Origin of the sequence: Bradyrhizobium sp. AUGA SZCCT0177, from assembly GCF_018130125.1 — a bacterium.
In the GTDB taxonomy this organism is placed as follows: Bacteria; Pseudomonadota; Alphaproteobacteria; order Rhizobiales; family Xanthobacteraceae; genus Bradyrhizobium.
In genome coordinates this window covers 132,008-149,086 of record NZ_JAFCMA010000007.1, presented here as the reverse complement: position 1 = coordinate 149,086, position 17,079 = coordinate 132,008, and the positions used below count along the sequence as shown (strand labels likewise).

The window sequence follows — 17,079 nt, the reverse complement described above, 5'->3', positions numbered from 1 at the left end:
CATTTAACCGAACGGTTCTTTTGAGAAGGCAGACTTATGACCGATCCCAACCGGCCGAATGATGACGCGGTGGCCCAGAGCGGCGAGCCCGTGGTCTCAAAGCCCTACATCATGCCTGATGATCCCGAGGAAGGATCGGTCGAGGCGTTGACGAAGGAAGCGGCTGAAGCGCGCGACAAGATGCTGCGCACGCTGGCGGAGATGGAAAATCTGCGCAAACGCACCGCCAAGGAAGTTGCCGATGCGCGGGCTTACGGCATCACCGGCTTCGCGCGCGACATTCTCGATATCGCCGACAATCTGCAACGCGCGCTGGATGCGGTTCCTGAGGAAATGAAGGCCTCGGCCGACCCGGCGCTGAAGGCGTTCATCGAAGGCGTCGAGCTGACCGAGCGGTCGCTGCTCAACACGCTGGAGAAAAACGGCGTCAAGAAATTCGATCCGTCGGGTGAGAAGTTCAATCCGAACTTCCAGCAGGCGATGTACGAAGTCCCTGACGCGTCGGTGCCGGCGGGCACCGTGGTGCAGGTGGTGCAGGCCGGCTTCATGATCGGCGAGCGCGTGCTGCGTCCGGCGCTGGTCGGCGTCTCCAAAGGCGGCGCCAAGGCGGCGCCCGCCGCCGACGTCACGACCTAAGCCGAAAGAGCCGATCCGACCTACGCGTCCATCGGCTTCTCATTCGCCTTCGGCCAGTAGGTGCCAAAGCTCCAGAGATTGCCTTCCGGGTCCCGGCAGGCGAAATCGCGGCTGCCGTAGTCGGTGTTGTGCAGCTCCATTTCGATTTTGGCGCCTGATGCCTTCACCTTGGCGCACAGCGCGTCGGGATCCTCGACGGCGACATAAAGCGCGTCGGTGCGGCGGCCGGAGATGTCGCCAACCAATCTGCCGTACTCATCGTCACGGGCCTGACCGAGCATCAGAAGCGACGCGCCGCAGGCAAGTTGTGCGTGCTGTACCACGCCGTCCGTGCGGTAGACGACATGCTCGGTGAAACCAAGCACATCCTTGAGCCAGCGGATCATCGCCTCGGCATCCCTGCAGCGCATTGTCGGGTAGATGCGCTGCGCGTCATTGCTGTTCGTCACGGCAAACTCCTTCTTTCGGCTTCACCGCGTCAATATGCTGATACGCCGGCGGCGCCGGCTTGAAGATTTGTTACCAGTCGGAAAGCGCTTCGTTCGGACGTGTCAGCCGGCTGTCGATCAGCGCCAGACGCCGTGCCCAGGCCGTCGGCGTCTCGCCGGCCAGTTCGCCGAATTCGCGCACCAGATGGGCCTGGTCGGAAAAGCCGCTCTCGGCGGCAATCCCGGCCCAGCCGGGAGCTGTCCCGCTGCGTGCCAGCCGGCAGGCCCGGTGAAAGCGCATCATGCGCGCGATTGATTTGGGCGCGAGGCCAAGCTCGGATCGAAAACGCTCGACCAGATGTTTGCGGCTCCAGCCGATTTCACCTGCCAGTGCCGTGATCCGCGCGCTGCCCGCGGTCAGCGCCAGCCGGCGCCAGGCGAAGGCGATCTCCGGCGACGGCAGATGATTGGCGCGGCCGGCGATGAAGTCCTCGAGCAGGTCGAAGCGGTGTTGCCAGCAAGCCGTCGCGCCCAGTCTCTCGCGCAATTGCCGGCCTTCGTGGCTGAGCACGTCGCCGATATCGACCATGCGCGCGGCAAGACCTGCGACGTCGCCGCCGAAAAAGCGGTAAGCGCCGAGCGGCGTGAAATCCACCTGCACGCATTCGGCGCCGCCATCGGACTCGATATGAACAGGCCCGGCGTAGAGGCCCGCGGCGAAGCTTGGCTGGCGGTCGGCCGCATCGGGCTCCCGGCCGAGCGCGATCAGGAACGGGCTGCCAAGGCTGATGATCAGCGGCACAATCAGGTGTGCGGCTTCACGCTGCGAAAACCGGCCAAGCGCATGCTCGCGGTAGCCCGTCATTCCCGTGATAAGGCCGGCCGTGCGCTGTGAAGGCGCGCGGCGGATCATCTCGAACGCGAGCGGTGCGCCTAAATCCGACATTGTGCTCTCTCGCGAGAGAACGCTCTACTTTAAGCGGCGATATCGCTGGACTGGATGCGCTTGACGCCGGCCTCGCCCATATCGGCCCAGGCTTTCGCGAGCGAGCCTTGGGTATCGATGCCGCGGCAGGCGTCTTCGACGACATAGGTCTCAAAGCCGGCCTTGCGGGCGTCGAGCGCGCTCCATGCCACGCAAAAATCGGTGGCGAGACCGGTGAGGAACACGCGTTCCACCTTGCGCGCCTTCAAATAGGCGGCAAGCCCCGTCGTGGTCTTGCCATCGGCTTCGGTGAAGGCCGAATAGCTGTCGACGTCCTTGTTGGAGCCCTTGCGGATGACAAGTCCGGCATGGGCGATCGAAAGGTCCTTTGACAGCGCAGCGCCTTCGGTGCCCTGCACGCAGTGATCGGGCCAAAGCACCTGCTTGCCATAGGGCAGATCGATCGTCTCGAACGGTTTCTTGCCGGAATGCGTGGTGGCGAACGAGACATGGCCTGACGTGTGCCAGTCCTGCGTCAGCACGACGTTGGCAAAGCTCTTGGCGATGCGGTTGATGACGGGAACGACCTGGTCGCCGTCTTTCACCGCAAGGCTGCCGCCCGGCAGGAAGCAGTTCTGAACGTCGATCACCAGCAACGCCGACGCATTGTCGGGTTTGATCGACGCGGCCAAAGAGGTACTTGGCCCAAGGGCCACAATTGTCGTAGCGCCGAGACTCGTCATAAGCAGCCTGCGATTCAACATGTGCGCCTCCCACGTAGCGAACCCGACGGCGAGAATATACGAACGTAAGCCCGAAATTTAGGGCTTGCTAGCGCAAATTGGTTGCTTGCGAGCTGTCATCCAAAAGTGCCTCACTTGCCGCTCGCGCTATGAAGGAAAGCAGCCCATTCCTCTCGCGCCGTGATGCGGAGGATTCCGGGACGAAGAGCCCCGGCCGGCAGTTTCAGTTTCTGACTTGCCGACGTAGCGGGCTCGTTCAACCTGATCGATCCGAAGAGGTCATTAAGCGTGGGTGTGCATCGCTCGCGAAAAATCTCTTCCGCATCGTGTGTTGCCCTGATGCCGAGGGCATAGACTTCGGCGGCATTTGACCGGACGCAGGCCCGAAAATCCGACAAGTACTGCTGCAATGCTGCATCGTCATCGGCTTGCTGTCCGAATGATGAGCCGGCCGTGAGCGAAATTGCGACCGCAATCGCAATGATTGCTTTGTTCGTCATAGCCACTGGCCTCGATTTGCGAGCTATCGGGCATCGTCAGCGCGGGCGAATTCCGTCACGCACGGCGCGAAAACGCGTGAACGCGGTGGTCCAACCGTCGCGCGGCGAGCTGCCGATGATGCGCAGCGAATTCTGGCCGCCGAACCGCAACCATTGCACGATCGTCACCGGCGTATTGTCCTTGCCGCTGGTGGCTTCGATGCGGGTTTCGTATCCGGGCTGGCCGTCGATGCGGACCGCCTCCGACATCGTGATCCGCCCGTCGCGCACGCCGGGAATCGTCGTCGCCATCTGCTGGGCAAAGCGTCCGCGGTCGTCGGGCTGCGCCGGCGCGGATCCGACCAGGCCGACGATCATGAAGGGCGCGGTTTCAAAACCGCTTTTCTCGTCGCCATCGGCAATGATCAGGGCGGCGCCCGGCGCCAGCGTGCGGACCGTCTTGAAATTGCTGAGCTCGGCCATCCTGAACGGCATCAGGCCGAGCTGCTCATCGACCGGAACTTCGTTCCGGATCACGGCGGAAGCGAACATCTGGCGGATGGCGTCGTCGGTGTAGATCCGGGAGGCATTCTCCGGCACCTGCACGGCGACGTAGCCGGAGAAGGTCGGACCCGGCACGATCATCGAGTAGCGCCGGACATTGGTGGCGCCGTCCTTGGCGTTCTCAGCGGTGTAATAGGCGAGCCCCGCCACCGTCTCGATGCTCTCCGGCTTGATGCCGCCGGTGCCGCCCGGATTTGCCTTGAAAGCATTGGCGACCTCGCCATAGGCCTCGGCGGGCAGGTCCGCCACCAGCACCTTGACGCCCTGATCCTCGGTCTCGAAGCCGACGAATGATCTGGCTTTGACCAGGCCGACCAGCGGCGTCATGCCGACCCGCGCGCCCGGCGGAAAAACCGGGTCGGCGGCGAACGCGGCACAGGTCGCGGCGATGGTAAGGGCAACCGCAGCGAGGTATCGAACAGGCTTCATGAAGGGTCTACCGGGTTTACATTGAGGCCGTTCAATGGTCGGCCAGCGCAGCCCTCAAGGGTTCGAGGGCTGGGTTTAGTCAGCCCGCTTTTAGCGGTTTTGATGTCCCTGCAACAGGGCAGGGGCGGCGTCTGTTCCCTCATCGCGTTCCGAAACACCGGAATTTTCGCGCGATATGGCGGCTAGCCAAACGTTTTCGGGCAATTTCGGCGGCCTGCCGGACCGCCGGTCAGGTCCACGCAGCGGCCAAATACCGCGCTGGCGGCGATCATGAACTGGGCTGATTTTCGGACGTGGTGATGAGTGCGCGCTCACCTCCTTGCCGATTTGTTAACACGGCTGAAGGCCTGAACCTTGACCTGCCCTGAGCTGACACAATCTTTCAAACGTCAGCATTTTCAGGCCCTAAGGTTGCGTTCGGTCCTTGCGGGCAGGACCCCCCCTCCTATATGAGGCTCACCGTCGCAATATCGCGAGTAATTGATCGTTGGGGGTTCGGTTAGGTGCGCCGTCCAGGGCCCAGCCAACCTGCCGCAAAAAGAAGGATATGAGGACCATGGGAAAGGTCATTGGGATCGATCTCGGCACCACCAATTCGTGCGTCGCCGTAATGGATGGCAAGACAGCTAAAGTCATCGAGAACGCAGAGGGCATGCGCACGACCCCGTCGATCGTCGCTTTCAGCGATGATGGCGAGCGCCTCGTCGGCCAGCCTGCCAAGCGTCAGGCGGTGACCAATCCCGAGCGAACCTTCTTCGCGGTCAAGCGCCTCGTCGGCCGCCGCTATGACGACCCGATGGTCGAGAAGGACAAGAAGCTCGTCCCCTACAAAATCGTCAAGGCATCGAACGGCGACGCCTGGGTCGAAGCCGACAGCAAGACCTATTCGCCCTCGCAGGTCTCCGCCTTCATCCTGCAGAAGATGAAAGAGACCGCGGAAGCCCATCTCGGCCAGAAGGTCGAGCAGGCCGTCATCACGGTTCCCGCCTATTTCAACGACGCGCAACGTCAGGCCACCAAGGACGCCGGCAAGATCGCCGGCCTTGAAGTGCTGCGCATCATCAACGAGCCGACCGCGGCCGCGCTCGCCTACGGCCTCGACAAGACCAAGACCGGCACCATTGCGGTGTACGACCTCGGCGGCGGCACCTTCGACGTCTCGATTCTTGAAATCGGCGACGGCGTGTTCGAGGTGAAATCCACCAACGGCGATACGTTCCTCGGCGGTGAAGACTTCGACATGCGTCTCGTCAGCTATCTGGCCGATGAGTTCCAGAAGGAGCAGGGCATCAACCTGCGCAACGACAAGCTTGCCTTGCAGCGCCTGAAAGAGGCCGCCGAAAAGGCCAAGATCGAATTGTCCTCGACCACGCAGACCGAAATCAACCTGCCGTTCATCACGGCCGATCAGACCGGTCCGAAGCATCTGACGATGAAGCTGACCCGCTCGAAGTTCGAGGCGCTGGTCGACGATCTCGTCCAGAAGACCATCGAGCCGTGCCGCAAGGCGCTGAAGGATGCGGGCCTCACCGCCGCCGAGATCGGCGAAGTGGTGCTGGTCGGCGGCATGACGCGCATGCCGAAGGTTCAGGAAGTGGTGAAGCAGCTGTTCGGCAAGGAGCCGCACAAGGGCGTGAACCCGGACGAAGTCGTCGCCATCGGTGCGGCGATCCAGGCCGGCGTGCTGCAGGGCGACGTCAAGGACGTGCTGCTGCTCGACGTGACCCCGCTGTCGCTCGGCATCGAGACGCTGGGTGGCGTGTTCACCCGCATCATCGATCGCAACACCACGATCCCGACCAAGAAGAGCCAGGTGTTCTCGACCGCCGAGGACAACCAGAACGCCGTCACCATCCGCGTCTTCCAGGGCGAGCGTGAAATGGCGGCCGACAACAAGGTGCTCGGCCAGTTCGACCTGATGGGCATTCCGCCGTCGCCGCGCGGCATGCCGCAGATCGAGGTGACGTTCGACATCGACGCCAACGGCATCGTCAACGTCTCGGCCAAGGACAAGGCGACCGGCAAGGAACAGCAGATCCGGATTCAGGCCTCCGGCGGCCTGTCCGACGCCGACATCCAGAAGATGGTCAAGGACGCCGAGGCCAATGCGGCCGAGGACAAGAAGCGCCGCGAGGCGGTCGACGCCAAGAACCATGCCGACAGCCTGGTGCATTCCACCGAGAAGGCGCTGGCCGAACACGGTTCGAAGGTCGAGGAGAGCGAGCGCCGTTCCATCGAGGACGCCGTCAGCGACCTCAAGGAAGCGCTGAAGGGCGACGACGCCGAGGCGATCAAGGCCAAGACCAACACGCTGGCGCAGGCTTCGATGAAGCTCGGCGAGGCCATGTACAAGCAGCAGGCCGAAGCCGACGCCAAGAAGGATGCGGCCAAGGATGACGTCGTCGACGCGGAGTTCACCGAAGTCGACGACGACAAGAACAACAAGAAGTCGGCATAAGCGGGCTTTCGATCATGACCCTCACACCAAAGAGCGCGCGGCGTCTCGATGGGTGGGGGTCATTTTTCGTTAAGCGCGAGGCGGCATCCTCAACAATGCACCCTTGCGGCATGAAGACGAAATTCGGACGGAACTGACGGATGTCCACCAAGCGCTGCTATTACGAAACCCTGGAAGTCGAACGGAGCGCGGACGACGGCAAGCTCAAGGCTGCGTTCCGCAAGCTCGCGATGAAATGGCATCCGGACAAGAATCCGGGCGATGCTTCCAGCGAAGTGAAGTTCAAGGAAATCAACGAAGCCTATGAGGTCTTGAAAGACGGCGACAAGCGCGCCGCCTATGACCGCTACGGCCACGCGGCGTTCGAGCAGGGCATGGGTGGCGGCGGGCCCGGATTCGGCGCCGGCTTCGCCTCGTCGTTCTCGGATATTTTCGAGGATCTGTTCGGCATGGCCGGACAACGCGGGCGCGGTGGCGGCGGCCGCGAGCGCGGCGCCGACCTGCGCTACAATATGGAAATAACGCTGGAGGAAGCCTTCCTCGGCAAGACCGCCCAGATCGAGATTCCGGTTTCGGTCACCTGCGAATCCTGTTCCGGCACCGGTGCCAAGGCCGGCACCAAGCCGAAGACCTGTTCGCTGTGCGGCGGGCAGGGAAGGGTGCGGCAGGCCCAGGGCTTCTTTACGCTGGAACGAACCTGTCCGGGCTGTCAGGGCCGCGGCCAGATGATCGAAGACCCCTGTCCCTCCTGCGCGGGCTCAGGCCGGGTGACGCGCGACCGGACCCTGTCGGTCAACATTCCGCAAGGCGTCGAAGACGGCACCCGCATTCGCCTCGCCGGCGAGGGCGAGGCCGGCGTCCGCGGCGGACCGCCCGGCGATCTCTATATTTTCCTGTCGCTGGCGACCCACGAATTCTTCCAGCGCGACGGCGCCGACCTGCATTGCCGGGTCCCGATCTCGATGGTGGCGGCCGCCCTTGGCGGTGAATTCGAGGTGCCGACCATCGACAAGGGCAAGACCAAGGTGAAGGTGCCGTCGGGAACACAGTCCGGCCGGCGATTCCGCATCGCATCAAAAGGCATGCCGGTGCTCCGTTCGCGCCAGACCGGCGACATGTATGTACAGGTGATGGTCGAAACGCCGCAAAATCTGACCAAGAAGCAGCAGGAATTGCTGGCCGAGTTCGAAAAGCTGTCGTCGGGTGCAACCCAGCCGGAGGCGGCGGGTTTCTTTACTAAGGTCAAGGACTTCTTCGGTAGCCGCGCTGCCCCGCAGTAAGCCTTTTGCTTGACCATGAGAGCTGCGACCTATACCTCTTTATGACCGTTTTCTGACATAACCGCCGTTCGCGGTCCCGCCTGGTAGCGACATGCCTCTGCAATCGTCCGTGCGTGCGTTGAAGAAACCTCTCCGTCTTGACGACGAGGTGCGTTTTCTCCGTTCATGGATCGAAAAGCCGCTGCACATGGGCGCGGTGATGCCGTCCAGCAAGCTGCTCGCGCGCACCATGGCGCAATATGTCGACGTCGATTCGAAAGGACCGGTCGTCGAACTTGGCCCCGGCACCGGCGCGATCACCAATGCGCTGATCGAACATGGCGTCGATCAGAAGCGTCTCGTGCTGGTTGAATATAATCCGGGCTTCTGCGCGCTGCTCCGCGACCGTTATCCGCACGCCAAAGTGGTGCAGGGCGACGCCTACAAACTTCGCGACTCGCTGTTGAAGGTTCTCGACATGCCGGCCTCGGCCGTGGTCTCCGGCCTGCCGCTGGTCACAAAGCCGATGCTGACGCGCCTCAAATTGATCCGCGACGCCTTTACGGCGCTGGCACCTGGTGCGCCCTTCGTGCAATTCACCTATTCGGTTGCGCCGCCGATCCCGAAATCGCTGCCCGGCGTGTCCACAGAAGCTTCCGAGCGGATCTGGATGAACCTTCCGCCCGCCCGGGTCTGGGTGTATCGCAAGGGCTAAGACTGCGCGCATTCCGCAAAAGTGGAAGCCGGTTTTGCGCATAGAATACGCGCAGAATATTAGTTAAGAGCATTTTCGGAGAAAATGCTCGCTGCGGCATTCGCGCGGCGGGTTTGGCCCGAACCGCGATTTATAAAATATGTCCGCGCTGAAAATCCTCGTGATTCCGGGATCGCTTCGATCAGGCTCGCTCAATGCGAGGCTGGCGGCCGCCGCCAGCCATGAGCTGGCGCTATCCGGCGCCGAAGTCACCCGCATCTCGCTGTCGGATTTTCCGCTGCCGATCTATGACGGCGACCTGCAGGCGAAATCCGGCGTGCCGAAGCACGCGGTCAATCTGAAGCGCATGATCGGCGCCCATCATGGCGTCCTGATCGTGACGCCGGAATATAATTCGTCGGTGCCGGCGCTGGTCAAAAACACCATCGACTGGGTCAGCCGGGTGCAGGACCCGCATGAAACCCGCGGCCAAGTGTTTCGCGGCGCCGTGTTTGCGATCGCGTCGGCCTCCGGCGGGCGGTTCGGCGGCGCGCGCGCGCTGGCGGCGCTGCGCCTCATTCTGTCGGCCTGTCACGCCAGCGTGGTTCCGAACCAGCTCGCATTGTCGTTCGCGGACCAGGCCTATGACGAGATGGACCGTCTGAAACATTCTGCCGATGTCGAGGCGCTGCAGGCGCTGGTGCGGCAGCTGATCGACCATTCCCAACGCATGATGTGAGGTGACATGCAGCCTGCCAGTATCGCTCCGAAAGACCGGTTGATTGTGGCGCTCGATCTGCCCGGCGTCGTCGAGGCTGAAGCGATGGTGGCGCGGCTCGGCGACAGCGTGACGTTCTACAAGATCGGCTATCAGCTGGCCTATGCCGGCGGCTTGCCGCTGGTCCGTCAATTATCCGGCGCGGGCAAAAAGGTGTTCGTCGATCTCAAGCTGCACGATATCGGCAACACCGTTGCACGCGGTGTCGAGAGCATCGCAAAACTCGGCGCCACTTTTCTTACCGTGCACGCCTATCCGCAGACCATGAAAGCCGCCGTCGAAGCGCGCGCGGGCTCAAGCCTGAAAATCCTCGCCGTCACCGTGCTGACCTCCTATGACGACGGCGATCTGCATGCCGCCGGCTATCGCCTCAACGTCTCCGATCTGGTCGAGGCGCGCGCCCAGCAGGCGCAGGTGCTCGGCGTCGACGGGCTGGTGAGCTCGCCGGAAGAGGCGGCGAGTTTGCGCAAGATCGTCGGCCACCAGATGAACCTGGTGACGCCGGGCATCCGGCCGGCGGGCTCTGCGACCGGCGACCAGAAGCGCATCATGACACCGGCGCGCGCCATCGCCGCCGGCGCGGATTATCTGGTGGTGGGACGGCCGGTCACCGAGGCCGCCGACCCCAAAGCCGCCGCGGATGCCATTCAAAGCGAAATCGCGCAGGCACTGGCGTAGTCAACAGCAGGACAAGAAACGGGAGAGCAAGATGGCCAAGGGATACTGGATCGGTCGCGTCGACGTCAGCAATGACGAGGGCTACAAGCCCTATGCGGCGGCCAATCTCGCGATCTTCAAGAAGTTCGGCGGGCGCTACGTCGTCCGCGGCGGCAAGTTCACCGGCGTCGAGGGCCAAAGCCGCTCGCGCAACGTGGTGATCGAGTTCGACAGCTACGACGCCGCGATGGCCTGCTATAACTCACCGGAATACCAGGCCAACATCAAAGTTCGGCAGCCGCACTCGATTGCCGAGCTGATCGTGATCGAAGGCTATGACGGCCCGCAACCTTGAGGGTTTCCGTCATTGCGAGGAGCATAGCGACGAAGCAATCCATCTATCCGTTATGCCGCGGGATGGATTGCTTCGCTGCACTCGCAATGACGGGAAGTTGCCGTAGCGGCCCGCCCCCGCTATACCCGTGAAGAGGTGAAGCCATGGCCGACATGCGTTTGATCGTAGCTGGAGCCGGCGGCCGGATGGGCCGCGCGCTGGTGCGCGTCATCTCGGAGACGTCGGGGGCGGTTCTTGCCGGTGCGCTCGAAGCGCCGGGTTCGGAACTGCTGGGCAAGGATTCCGGCATACTCGCCGGCCTGCCCGAAAATGGCGTCAAACTCTCTGCCGATCTCTGGGCGCTCACGGCGAACGCCGACGGCATTCTCGATTTCACGGTTCCCGCCGCCACCATCGCCAATGTGGCGATCGCCGCCGAACGGAAGCTGGTGCACGTGGTCGGAACCACCGGGCTGTCGAGCTCCGACATGGCCGTGATCAAGAGCGTGACGTCCCGCGCCATCGTCGTGCAATCAGGCAATATGAGCCTCGGCGTCAATCTGCTGGCTGCCCTCGTGAAACGCGTCGCGCAATCGCTCGATACCGATTTCGATATCGAGATCCTGGAGATGCACCATAAGGCCAAGGTCGATGCACCGTCGGGCACCGCCCTGATGCTGGGTGAGGCCGCCGCCGCGGGCCGCGGCGTCGACCTGCATCTGCATTCGGCGCGCGGACGCGACGGCATTACCGGCGCGCGCAAGGCCGGCGATATCGGTTTTGCGGCGCTGCGCGGCGGCACCGTCACCGGCGAACACAGCGTGATCTTCGCCGGTGCGATGGAGCGCATCGAGCTGACCCACCGCGCCGAGGACCGCACCATGTTTGCGCAAGGCGCGGTCAAGGCGGCGTTGTGGGCGCAGGGCAAGACGCCCGGCCTGTATTCGATGGCCGATGTGCTCGGCCTCGGGGACTTCTGAAGCTTCGACAACGTGCCCGAATGCGTACTTGAATTAGCTGACCGGACCTACGGACGGTCCTGCAATGACCGCTCCATGATGATCGTGCGCTCTTCACCGTAGTAGCTGTCGCGCACGGCCCTGAACCCGAGCTGCCCGTAGAACGTTTCGGCGCTGATTGAAGAAGGCACCGCCAACGTCGGGATGTTTCTCTCGCGTGCCGTGCGCTCGACCTCGGCCATCAGCAGCTTGCCGATACCGCGGGCCTGAACGTCAGGGGACACGAAGACGGTGCGGACCACGTTTCCATCGAGGCTTGCCGTTCCAACGACACGACTATCAATCGCGGCAACAAAGACGGTGCGCTTGCCGATCAACTCCAGCACGGCGCTCGGACTAAAGCTGTGCTCGATCCTCTCGATGATCTCTTCTGCATAGTCCTTCGCATTGGTTTCGCGCAGTGCACGGATAATGACCGCGCTTATTTCGTCGGCGTCATCCTCACGCGCCGGCCGGATCGTGCATTCCATCGGTCGTCTCCGCTCGCCAAGGGTCGCATAAGCGATTGCACGCCCTAGCCTTGCTTGTTCGGGCGCAGCAACGTCATGCCGGTCATGTCAGCCGGTTTCGGCAACTGCATCAGGTCGAGCAGTGTGGGCGCGATGTCCGCCAGCCGGCCCTCCGCCAAGGTCACGCCGCCGCCGCCCTGCAGCAGCAGGGGCACCGGGTTCGTCGTGTGAGCCGTATGCGGACCGCCGGTGACAGGGTCGCGCATCATTTCGCAGTTGCCGTGATCGGCGGTCACCAGCAGCGCGCCGCCGGATCGCTCGATCGCCTCCGAGATTTTCCCGAGCGCGGTATCGACGGTTTCGACCGCCTTGATCGCGGCCGTCAGGTTTCCCGAGTGGCCTACCATGTCCGGATTGGCGTAGTTCAGCACGATTAGATCGTACTTGCCTCCGTCGATCGCCTCCACGGCTTTCGCCGTCAGTTCGGCGGCCGACATCTCCGGCTGCAGGTCATAGGTCGCGACCTTGGGCGAAGGCACCATGATGCGGTCTTCGCCGGGAAAAGGTTCTTCCCGTCCACCGTTGAGAAAATAGGTGACGTGGGGATACTTCTCCGTTTCGGCCATCCGCAATTGCGTCCGGTTTGCCGCTGATGTGACTTCGCCCAGGATGCTTGGAAACGCCTGCGGCGGAAATATCGTCTGCATCAGCCGGTCCAGATCAGAGCTGTATTGCGTCATTCCAACGGCGGCAGCGAACCGGACGCTGCGTCTGCGTTTGAAGCCGTCAAACGACGGATCGAGCATCGCACCAAGAATCTCGCGGACGCGATCGGCGCGAAAATTGAAGCTCAGCACGCCGTCGCCATCCCTGATGCCGGCGTAATTGCCGATCACCGACGGTACGACGAACTCGTCGGTAACATCGTGCGCATAGGCATCTGTTATTGCCGATTGTGCGTCGGCAAAATGCGGACCTTCGCCCTCGACGATGGCGTCATAGGCTTTGCCAACGCGTTCCCAGCGTTTGTCGCGGTCCATCGCATAATATCGCCCGACAACGGTTGCGATCGGAACCTGTGGCGGCAGCGCGGCGGCCAGCCGCTTCAAATCATCGGCTCCCGATCGCGGCGGCGTATCGCGTCCGTCCGTGAGTGCGTGTACGACCGCCGGCACGCCGTGCTCAGCGAGGATCGCGGCCAGTGCGGCGACGTGATCCTGATGCGAATGGACGCCGCCCGGCGACACCAGTCCGATCAGATGACAGGTGCCGCCGCTCTGCTTCAACGCCTGGACCAAGGCGCCGAGCGCCGTCGCGGACTTGATTTCGCCTGATGCAATCGCGTCGTTGATCCGCGGCAGGTCCTGCATCACCACGCGGCCCGCGCCGATGTTCAGGTGCCCGACTTCGGAATTGCCCATCTGCCCATCGGGCAGCCCGACGTCCCGTCCCGACGTCCGCAGGAAGGTGCGCGGACCCGCGTTCCACAGGCGGTCGAAGTTCGGGGTTTTGGCCTGACGAACAGCATTGTCGGCCGGATCCTCCCGCCAACCCCAACCATCCAAGATCGCTAGCATCACCGGGCGGCGTTTCTGCATCGACGGGCCTTTCGCTGATTACCCCGGCGTGGTTGTGAGGGATCGATACGCGATCGTCAATCGAGGCGCGCCGTCAGTGTTCCGGCCGGGTGCTCTGCGAGGTTGGCATATCAGCTATGGGTAATGGGAGGCCGTAGGATGGGTTGAGCTCTTCGCGAAACCCATCAATTGCGCGACAAACGTGATGGGTTTCGCAAGGGCTCAACCCATCCTACGAACTACGAACAACGATCTCAATGCAGCCCCACCTGGCCGGCTTCCCAGCCCAGCATCGCCTGCTTGCGGGTGATGCCCCAGTGATAGCCGGTGAGCGCGCCGCCTTTGCCGAGTGCGCGATGGCAGGGCACTACGAACGACACCGGGTTGCGGCCGACCGCAGCACCAACCGCGCGAGAGGCTTTTGGATTCTTGATCTTGTTGGCGATGTCGGAATAGCTGACCGCGCGGCCCATCGGGATCTTCAGCAAGGTTTCCCAAACGCGCACCTCGAAATCAGTACCGATCACGACCACGCGCAGCGGCTGGTCCGGCCGCCACATCCTGGTGTCGAAGATGCGCTGCGCGAGACCGGCCGTGCCGTCGCGATCCTCGACATAGGTAGCGTTGGGCCAGCGCCGCTTCATGTCGGCGAAAGATGCCGGCTCCTCGCCGGGATCGGCGAAGGCAAGCCCCGCAAGGCGGCGGCCGCTGGCGATCACGATGGCAGTGCCGAACGGCGAGGGATGGAAACCGTAGCGCAGCGTCATGCCGGCGCCGCCGTTCTTCCATTCGCCCGGCGACATCGCTTCATGCGTCACGAACAGATCGTGCAGCCGGCCCGGACCCGACAGGCCCGAGTCGAGGGCGGCGTCGAGCACGCTGGCCGAGTCGCGCAACAGGCCCTTGGCGTGATCGAGCGTCAGCGCCTGCATGAAGTCCTTTGGCGTCAGCCCGGCCCAGCGGCGGAACAGAAGGTGTAATTCATCTGGCGTCACCGAGGCGGCATCTGCCATCGCTTCGATGGTCGGCTGCGCGCGCCAGTGTTCCGAGATGAAGGCGATGGCGCGGCGCACGGAGTCGTAGTCGCGCAGCGCGGCGTTCTGGAGGCCCGGCTTGGCCAGGCGCTGGTCATGTATGGCTGATATCATCATGGGATCAGATTTAGGGCTCATCCGACGTCCAAACCACCCGATTTCCGATAGGGATTACATAGCGTTTTCAAGCGAAGTGGGCACCGGTTCGCGTGAAGAAAACGCGTCAAGGCTGCGTTATAGGATTATACGTGATGCCGCGTTTGGCCGATTGCAGCGCGGCAAGTAAGGCTTTGGCAAAGCTCGCTTTTTCGTCGGGGCCCAAAAAATGGCCAACCGAGACGCGGCGGCCGCGCGAGACCAGATAAAGCCGCTCGATGCCGAATTCGGGGTCGCCGGTCTGGTCAAGCCGCACCCAGAGCGGATTGAGCACCCACTCCACCACATGGCCGCGGTGGCTGACCCGGCGCACCCGCAGCTCCGACGGCGTCACCGTGATTTCCTCCGACGCATTGGCGGTGCGGAAATTGACCCGGAACGCCCAGTAGATCACGAGCACGTCGAGCCCGAAGAATCCGAACACCGGCCAGGCGCCCATCAACAGAAACGCGACGCCAGCCACGAAGCTGACCGCGCAGAGGAATGCCATCAGCACCAGGAAGCCGGTGCGGTTGAGCGAACGATGCGGCGTCAGCCGAGCCGAAAACAGCTTCGGCTGGTCAACCTCCCGATCAAAGTCGTTGCTTGCGGTCATCGCTGGTCAGTATACCCGGATCATGGCCAAAATCATCCGCGCTAAAGCTGACAAAAAACCAAGCGTTCCACCCGTGCCAAGTAAAACCGTAAGTAAAACCGCAAGGAAAACAGCCAAAAAGGCCACGGCCAGGAAGCCGGCCAAAGCGTCCGCCAAGCCCGTGGCGAAGCGATCACCAAAGCCAAAACCCTGGACCTCAGCCGAGGTCCATGAGGCGTTCAGCCGCTTTCGGAAAGCCAATCCGGAGCCGAAGGGCGAGCTCGAACATCTCAACCCCTACACGCTGCTGGTCGCCGTGGTGCTGTCGGCGCAGGCGACCGACGCCGGCGTCAACCGCGCGACACGCGCACTGTTCGCGGTGGCGGATACGCCCGAGAAGATGCTGGCGCTCGGCGAAGACACCGTGCGCGACTACATCAAGACCATCGGGCTTTATCGCAACAAGGCCAAGAACGTCATCGCGCTGTCGCAGAAACTGATTGCGGAGTTCGGCAGTGAGGTGCCGCGCACCCGCGCCGAGATGGAAACGCTGCCCGGCGCCGGCCGCAAGACCGCCAATGTCGTGCTCAACATGGCCTTCGGCGAGCACACCATGGCTGTCGATACCCACGTGTTCCGTGTCGGCAATCGCACCGGAATGGCGCCCGGCAATAACGTGCTCGAGGTCGAGCTCGGGCTGGAAAAAGTGATTCCGTCCGAGTTCATGCTGCACGCCCACCACTGGCTGATCCTGCACGGCCGCTACATCTGCCTCGCCCGCAAGCCGCGCTGCGATGTATGCGTGATCAACGATCTCTGCCGCTGGCCGGAGAAGACGGTGTGAGGTTTGTGGTTCTTACCTCGCCCCGCTTGCGGGGAGAGGTCGGATCGCACTTGCGATCCGGGTGAGGGGGTACAGGTCCTTCGGCAATCTTTGCTCGGAGAGAGGCCCTCACCCCAACCCTCTCCCCGCAAGAGCGGGGCGAGGGAGAAGATACTCACACCACCGGCATTCCCGTTCGCCGCGACGGCTCGATCAACTCCGGCCGGGGGCCGCTCAATCGCTTGTGCATATGGACCATGAAGGCCATGCCGAACAGCGGCGTCGCCAGGTTGACGATCGGGATCGAGACAAAGGCGGCGATGAACAGTCCCGCCGTGAACACGGTCGCCGCATTGTCCTTGCGCATCGCCTTGGCTTCCGCGGGCGAGCGGAAACGCATCGCCGCGAGCTCGAAATATTCCCGGCCCAGCAGCCAGGCGGTGGCGAAGAAGAAAATCAGAAAACCGGCGCCCGCGAACAGCACGAACGGCAGCGCGATCAGATAGACCAGGATGGTCAGCAGCGCCGTCTTGATGCCCTCGGGGATCGCGACGCCAAGCGGCAGCGCGGAGCCGGGCTTCTCTGCCGGATAATGCTCGCGCTCGACATGGTCGGCGACGTCGTCAACGAACACGCTGGCGACCAGCGAGGTGATCGCCGGCATCAGGAAGATGCCGCCGAGTACGACGCCAAGCCCGGCCGCGATCGAGACGATCCAGGCCAGGATGTTCAGCGGCGTGTGAAAGCCAGGTCCCAGCAGCCCTTCCGCCCAGACCTCGCCATATTCGGCGAACCAGCTGAGCAGCCGCTGCAGTCCGACCGCCAGCACCGTGATCAGGACAAGCGCCAGCCCGATCGAACGCCACAGAATGGTGCGCATCGGCGGCGCCAGGATTTGGGAAAGCGCCTTGACGGCGGCGTCCAGCATGATGGCCTCTGTTTCTCGCTAAAAACCCTCGCGAGAGGTAGAGATGCAATCGGGCTTCGGCAAGACCTGGGCAGAAGGCCTGGGCAGAAGACCTGGGCAGGGATCGCCGGTGACGATCCCGCCCATGCATTTGCG

At 63.0% G+C, this 17,079-nt stretch carries 19 protein-coding genes; 9 read left to right on the top strand and 10 right to left on the bottom strand.

The features are described from left to right. Positions 1-36 precede the first annotated feature (36 nt). Complete coding sequence (gene grpE, locus JQ597_RS10605) at positions 37-636, top strand: nucleotide exchange factor GrpE (protein WP_212264126.1); 600 nt, start codon at positions 37-39, stop codon at positions 634-636. Positions 637-656: 20 nt separating this feature from the next. Here grpE and JQ597_RS10600 read toward each other — a convergent pair whose 3' ends face one another. The 5 genes from JQ597_RS10600 to JQ597_RS10580 all read right to left on the bottom strand — a co-directional run bounded on the left by JQ597_RS10600 (position 657) and on the right by JQ597_RS10580 (position 4,204). Next, complete coding sequence (locus JQ597_RS10600; RefSeq protein ID WP_212264125.1) at positions 657-1,085, bottom strand: VOC family protein; 429 nt, start codon at positions 1,083-1,085, stop codon at positions 657-659. A gap of 70 nt (positions 1,086-1,155) precedes the next feature. Then, positions 1,156-2,010, bottom strand: coding sequence for a helix-turn-helix domain-containing protein (locus tag JQ597_RS10595; protein ID WP_212264124.1), 855 nt, complete (start codon positions 2,008-2,010; stop codon positions 1,156-1,158). Between the two features lie 29 nt (positions 2,011-2,039). Beyond that, entirely contained in the window at positions 2,040-2,732 is a 693-nt protein-coding gene (gene pncA, locus JQ597_RS10590; RefSeq protein WP_502754388.1) for a bifunctional nicotinamidase/pyrazinamidase, read from the bottom strand. A gap of 131 nt (positions 2,733-2,863) precedes the next feature. Continuing rightward, positions 2,864-3,232 (bottom strand): hypothetical protein, encoded by a 369-nt coding sequence (locus JQ597_RS10585; RefSeq protein WP_212264122.1) that lies wholly within the window; start codon positions 3,230-3,232, stop codon positions 2,864-2,866. Between the two features lie 36 nt (positions 3,233-3,268). Further along, entirely contained in the window at positions 3,269-4,204 is a 936-nt protein-coding gene (locus JQ597_RS10580; RefSeq protein WP_212264121.1) for a hypothetical protein, read from the bottom strand. 556 nt (positions 4,205-4,760) lie between these two features. On the opposite strand from JQ597_RS10580, the gene dnaK reads away from it, so the two are divergent. From dnaK to dapB, 7 genes are all read left to right on the top strand, one after another. After that, positions 4,761-6,662: a molecular chaperone DnaK gene (dnaK, locus tag JQ597_RS10575; RefSeq protein ID WP_212031956.1), complete on the top strand. Its 1,902-nt coding sequence runs from the start codon at positions 4,761-4,763 to the stop codon at positions 6,660-6,662. 140 nt (positions 6,663-6,802) lie between these two features. Beyond that, the gene (gene dnaJ / locus JQ597_RS10570) at positions 6,803-7,942 is read left to right on the top strand and encodes a molecular chaperone DnaJ (protein ID WP_192736167.1); all 1,140 of its coding nucleotides are present in this window, start codon (positions 6,803-6,805) and stop codon (positions 7,940-7,942) included. A gap of 91 nt (positions 7,943-8,033) precedes the next feature. Next, a complete protein-coding gene (locus JQ597_RS10565; RefSeq protein WP_212264120.1) occupies positions 8,034-8,636 on the top strand; it encodes a class I SAM-dependent methyltransferase in 603 nt (200 codons plus the stop codon). A gap of 139 nt (positions 8,637-8,775) precedes the next feature. Then, positions 8,776-9,354 (top strand): NADPH-dependent FMN reductase, encoded by a 579-nt coding sequence (locus JQ597_RS10560; protein ID WP_212264119.1) that lies wholly within the window; start codon positions 8,776-8,778, stop codon positions 9,352-9,354. 6 nt (positions 9,355-9,360) lie between these two features. Beyond that, a complete protein-coding gene (gene pyrF / locus JQ597_RS10555) occupies positions 9,361-10,071 on the top strand; it encodes an orotidine-5'-phosphate decarboxylase (protein ID WP_212264118.1) in 711 nt (236 codons plus the stop codon). Between the two features lie 31 nt (positions 10,072-10,102). After that, on the top strand, positions 10,103-10,405 hold the full coding sequence (locus JQ597_RS10550; RefSeq protein ID WP_212264117.1) for a DUF1330 domain-containing protein: 303 nt from the start codon (positions 10,103-10,105) through the stop codon (positions 10,403-10,405). Between the two features lie 143 nt (positions 10,406-10,548). Then, positions 10,549-11,364, top strand: a complete 816-nt coding sequence (gene dapB, locus JQ597_RS10545) for a 4-hydroxy-tetrahydrodipicolinate reductase (RefSeq protein ID WP_212264116.1) — start codon at positions 10,549-10,551, stop codon at positions 11,362-11,364. 47 nt (positions 11,365-11,411) lie between these two features. On the opposite strand, the gene JQ597_RS10540 is transcribed toward dapB, so the two are convergent. The 4 genes from JQ597_RS10540 to JQ597_RS10525 all read right to left on the bottom strand — a co-directional run bounded on the left by JQ597_RS10540 (position 11,412) and on the right by JQ597_RS10525 (position 15,214). Beyond that, on the bottom strand, positions 11,412-11,873 hold the full coding sequence (locus tag JQ597_RS10540; protein WP_212264115.1) for a GNAT family N-acetyltransferase: 462 nt from the start codon (positions 11,871-11,873) through the stop codon (positions 11,412-11,414). Positions 11,874-11,917: 44 nt separating this feature from the next. Continuing rightward, positions 11,918-13,450 (bottom strand): 2,3-bisphosphoglycerate-independent phosphoglycerate mutase, encoded by a 1,533-nt coding sequence (gene gpmI / locus JQ597_RS10535; protein WP_212264114.1) that lies wholly within the window; start codon positions 13,448-13,450, stop codon positions 11,918-11,920. Positions 13,451-13,683: 233 nt separating this feature from the next. Further along, the gene (locus JQ597_RS10530; RefSeq protein WP_212264223.1) at positions 13,684-14,580 is read right to left on the bottom strand and encodes a methylated-DNA--[protein]-cysteine S-methyltransferase; all 897 of its coding nucleotides are present in this window, start codon (positions 14,578-14,580) and stop codon (positions 13,684-13,686) included. Positions 14,581-14,686: 106 nt separating this feature from the next. Further along, entirely contained in the window at positions 14,687-15,214 is a 528-nt protein-coding gene (locus JQ597_RS10525) for a DUF2244 domain-containing protein (RefSeq protein WP_212264113.1), read from the bottom strand. Positions 15,215-15,236: 22 nt separating this feature from the next. Here JQ597_RS10525 and nth point away from each other — a divergent pair, with 22 nt between their 5' ends. Beyond that, positions 15,237-16,037 (top strand): endonuclease III, encoded by an 801-nt coding sequence (gene nth, locus JQ597_RS10520; protein WP_212264112.1) that lies wholly within the window; start codon positions 15,237-15,239, stop codon positions 16,035-16,037. A 154-nt stretch (positions 16,038-16,191) separates the two neighbouring features. On the opposite strand, the gene JQ597_RS10515 is transcribed toward nth, so the two are convergent. Further along, the gene (locus JQ597_RS10515) at positions 16,192-16,944 is read right to left on the bottom strand and encodes a sulfate transporter family protein (RefSeq protein WP_212264111.1); all 753 of its coding nucleotides are present in this window, start codon (positions 16,942-16,944) and stop codon (positions 16,192-16,194) included. Positions 16,945-17,079: the final 135 nt, after the last annotated feature.

What these genes read in the sequence shown, in the direction of transcription:
- grpE (WP_212264126.1), top strand. Translation starts at nt 37, where the DNA reads ATGACCGATCCCAACCGGCCGAATGATGACGCGGTGGCCCAGAGCGGC.
- JQ597_RS10595 (WP_212264124.1), bottom strand. Translation starts at nt 2,010, where the DNA reads ATGTCGGATTTAGGCGCACCGCTCGCGTTCGAGATGATCCGCCGCGCG.
- pncA (WP_502754388.1), bottom strand. Translation starts at nt 2,732, where the DNA reads ATGACGAGTCTCGGCGCTACGACAATTGTGGCCCTTGGGCCAAGTACC.
- JQ597_RS10585 (WP_212264122.1), bottom strand. Translation starts at nt 3,232, where the DNA reads ATGACGAACAAAGCAATCATTGCGATTGCGGTCGCAATTTCGCTCACG.
- JQ597_RS10580 (WP_212264121.1), bottom strand. Translation starts at nt 4,204, where the DNA reads ATGAAGCCTGTTCGATACCTCGCTGCGGTTGCCCTTACCATCGCCGCG.
- dnaK (WP_212031956.1), top strand. Translation starts at nt 4,761, where the DNA reads ATGGGAAAGGTCATTGGGATCGATCTCGGCACCACCAATTCGTGCGTC.
- dnaJ (WP_192736167.1), top strand. Translation starts at nt 6,803, where the DNA reads ATGTCCACCAAGCGCTGCTATTACGAAACCCTGGAAGTCGAACGGAGC.
- JQ597_RS10565 (WP_212264120.1), top strand. Translation starts at nt 8,034, where the DNA reads ATGCCTCTGCAATCGTCCGTGCGTGCGTTGAAGAAACCTCTCCGTCTT.
- JQ597_RS10560 (WP_212264119.1), top strand. Translation starts at nt 8,776, where the DNA reads ATGTCCGCGCTGAAAATCCTCGTGATTCCGGGATCGCTTCGATCAGGC.
- pyrF (WP_212264118.1), top strand. Translation starts at nt 9,361, where the DNA reads ATGCAGCCTGCCAGTATCGCTCCGAAAGACCGGTTGATTGTGGCGCTC.
- JQ597_RS10550 (WP_212264117.1), top strand. Translation starts at nt 10,103, where the DNA reads ATGGCCAAGGGATACTGGATCGGTCGCGTCGACGTCAGCAATGACGAG.
- dapB (WP_212264116.1), top strand. Translation starts at nt 10,549, where the DNA reads ATGGCCGACATGCGTTTGATCGTAGCTGGAGCCGGCGGCCGGATGGGC.
- JQ597_RS10540 (WP_212264115.1), bottom strand. Translation starts at nt 11,873, where the DNA reads ATGGAATGCACGATCCGGCCGGCGCGTGAGGATGACGCCGACGAAATA.
- gpmI (WP_212264114.1), bottom strand. Translation starts at nt 13,450, where the DNA reads ATGCAGAAACGCCGCCCGGTGATGCTAGCGATCTTGGATGGTTGGGGT.
- JQ597_RS10530 (WP_212264223.1), bottom strand. Translation starts at nt 14,580, where the DNA reads ATGATGATATCAGCCATACATGACCAGCGCCTGGCCAAGCCGGGCCTC.
- JQ597_RS10525 (WP_212264113.1), bottom strand. Translation starts at nt 15,214, where the DNA reads ATGACCGCAAGCAACGACTTTGATCGGGAGGTTGACCAGCCGAAGCTG.
- nth (WP_212264112.1), top strand. Translation starts at nt 15,237, where the DNA reads ATGGCCAAAATCATCCGCGCTAAAGCTGACAAAAAACCAAGCGTTCCA.
- JQ597_RS10515 (WP_212264111.1), bottom strand. Translation starts at nt 16,944, where the DNA reads ATGCTGGACGCCGCCGTCAAGGCGCTTTCCCAAATCCTGGCGCCGCCG.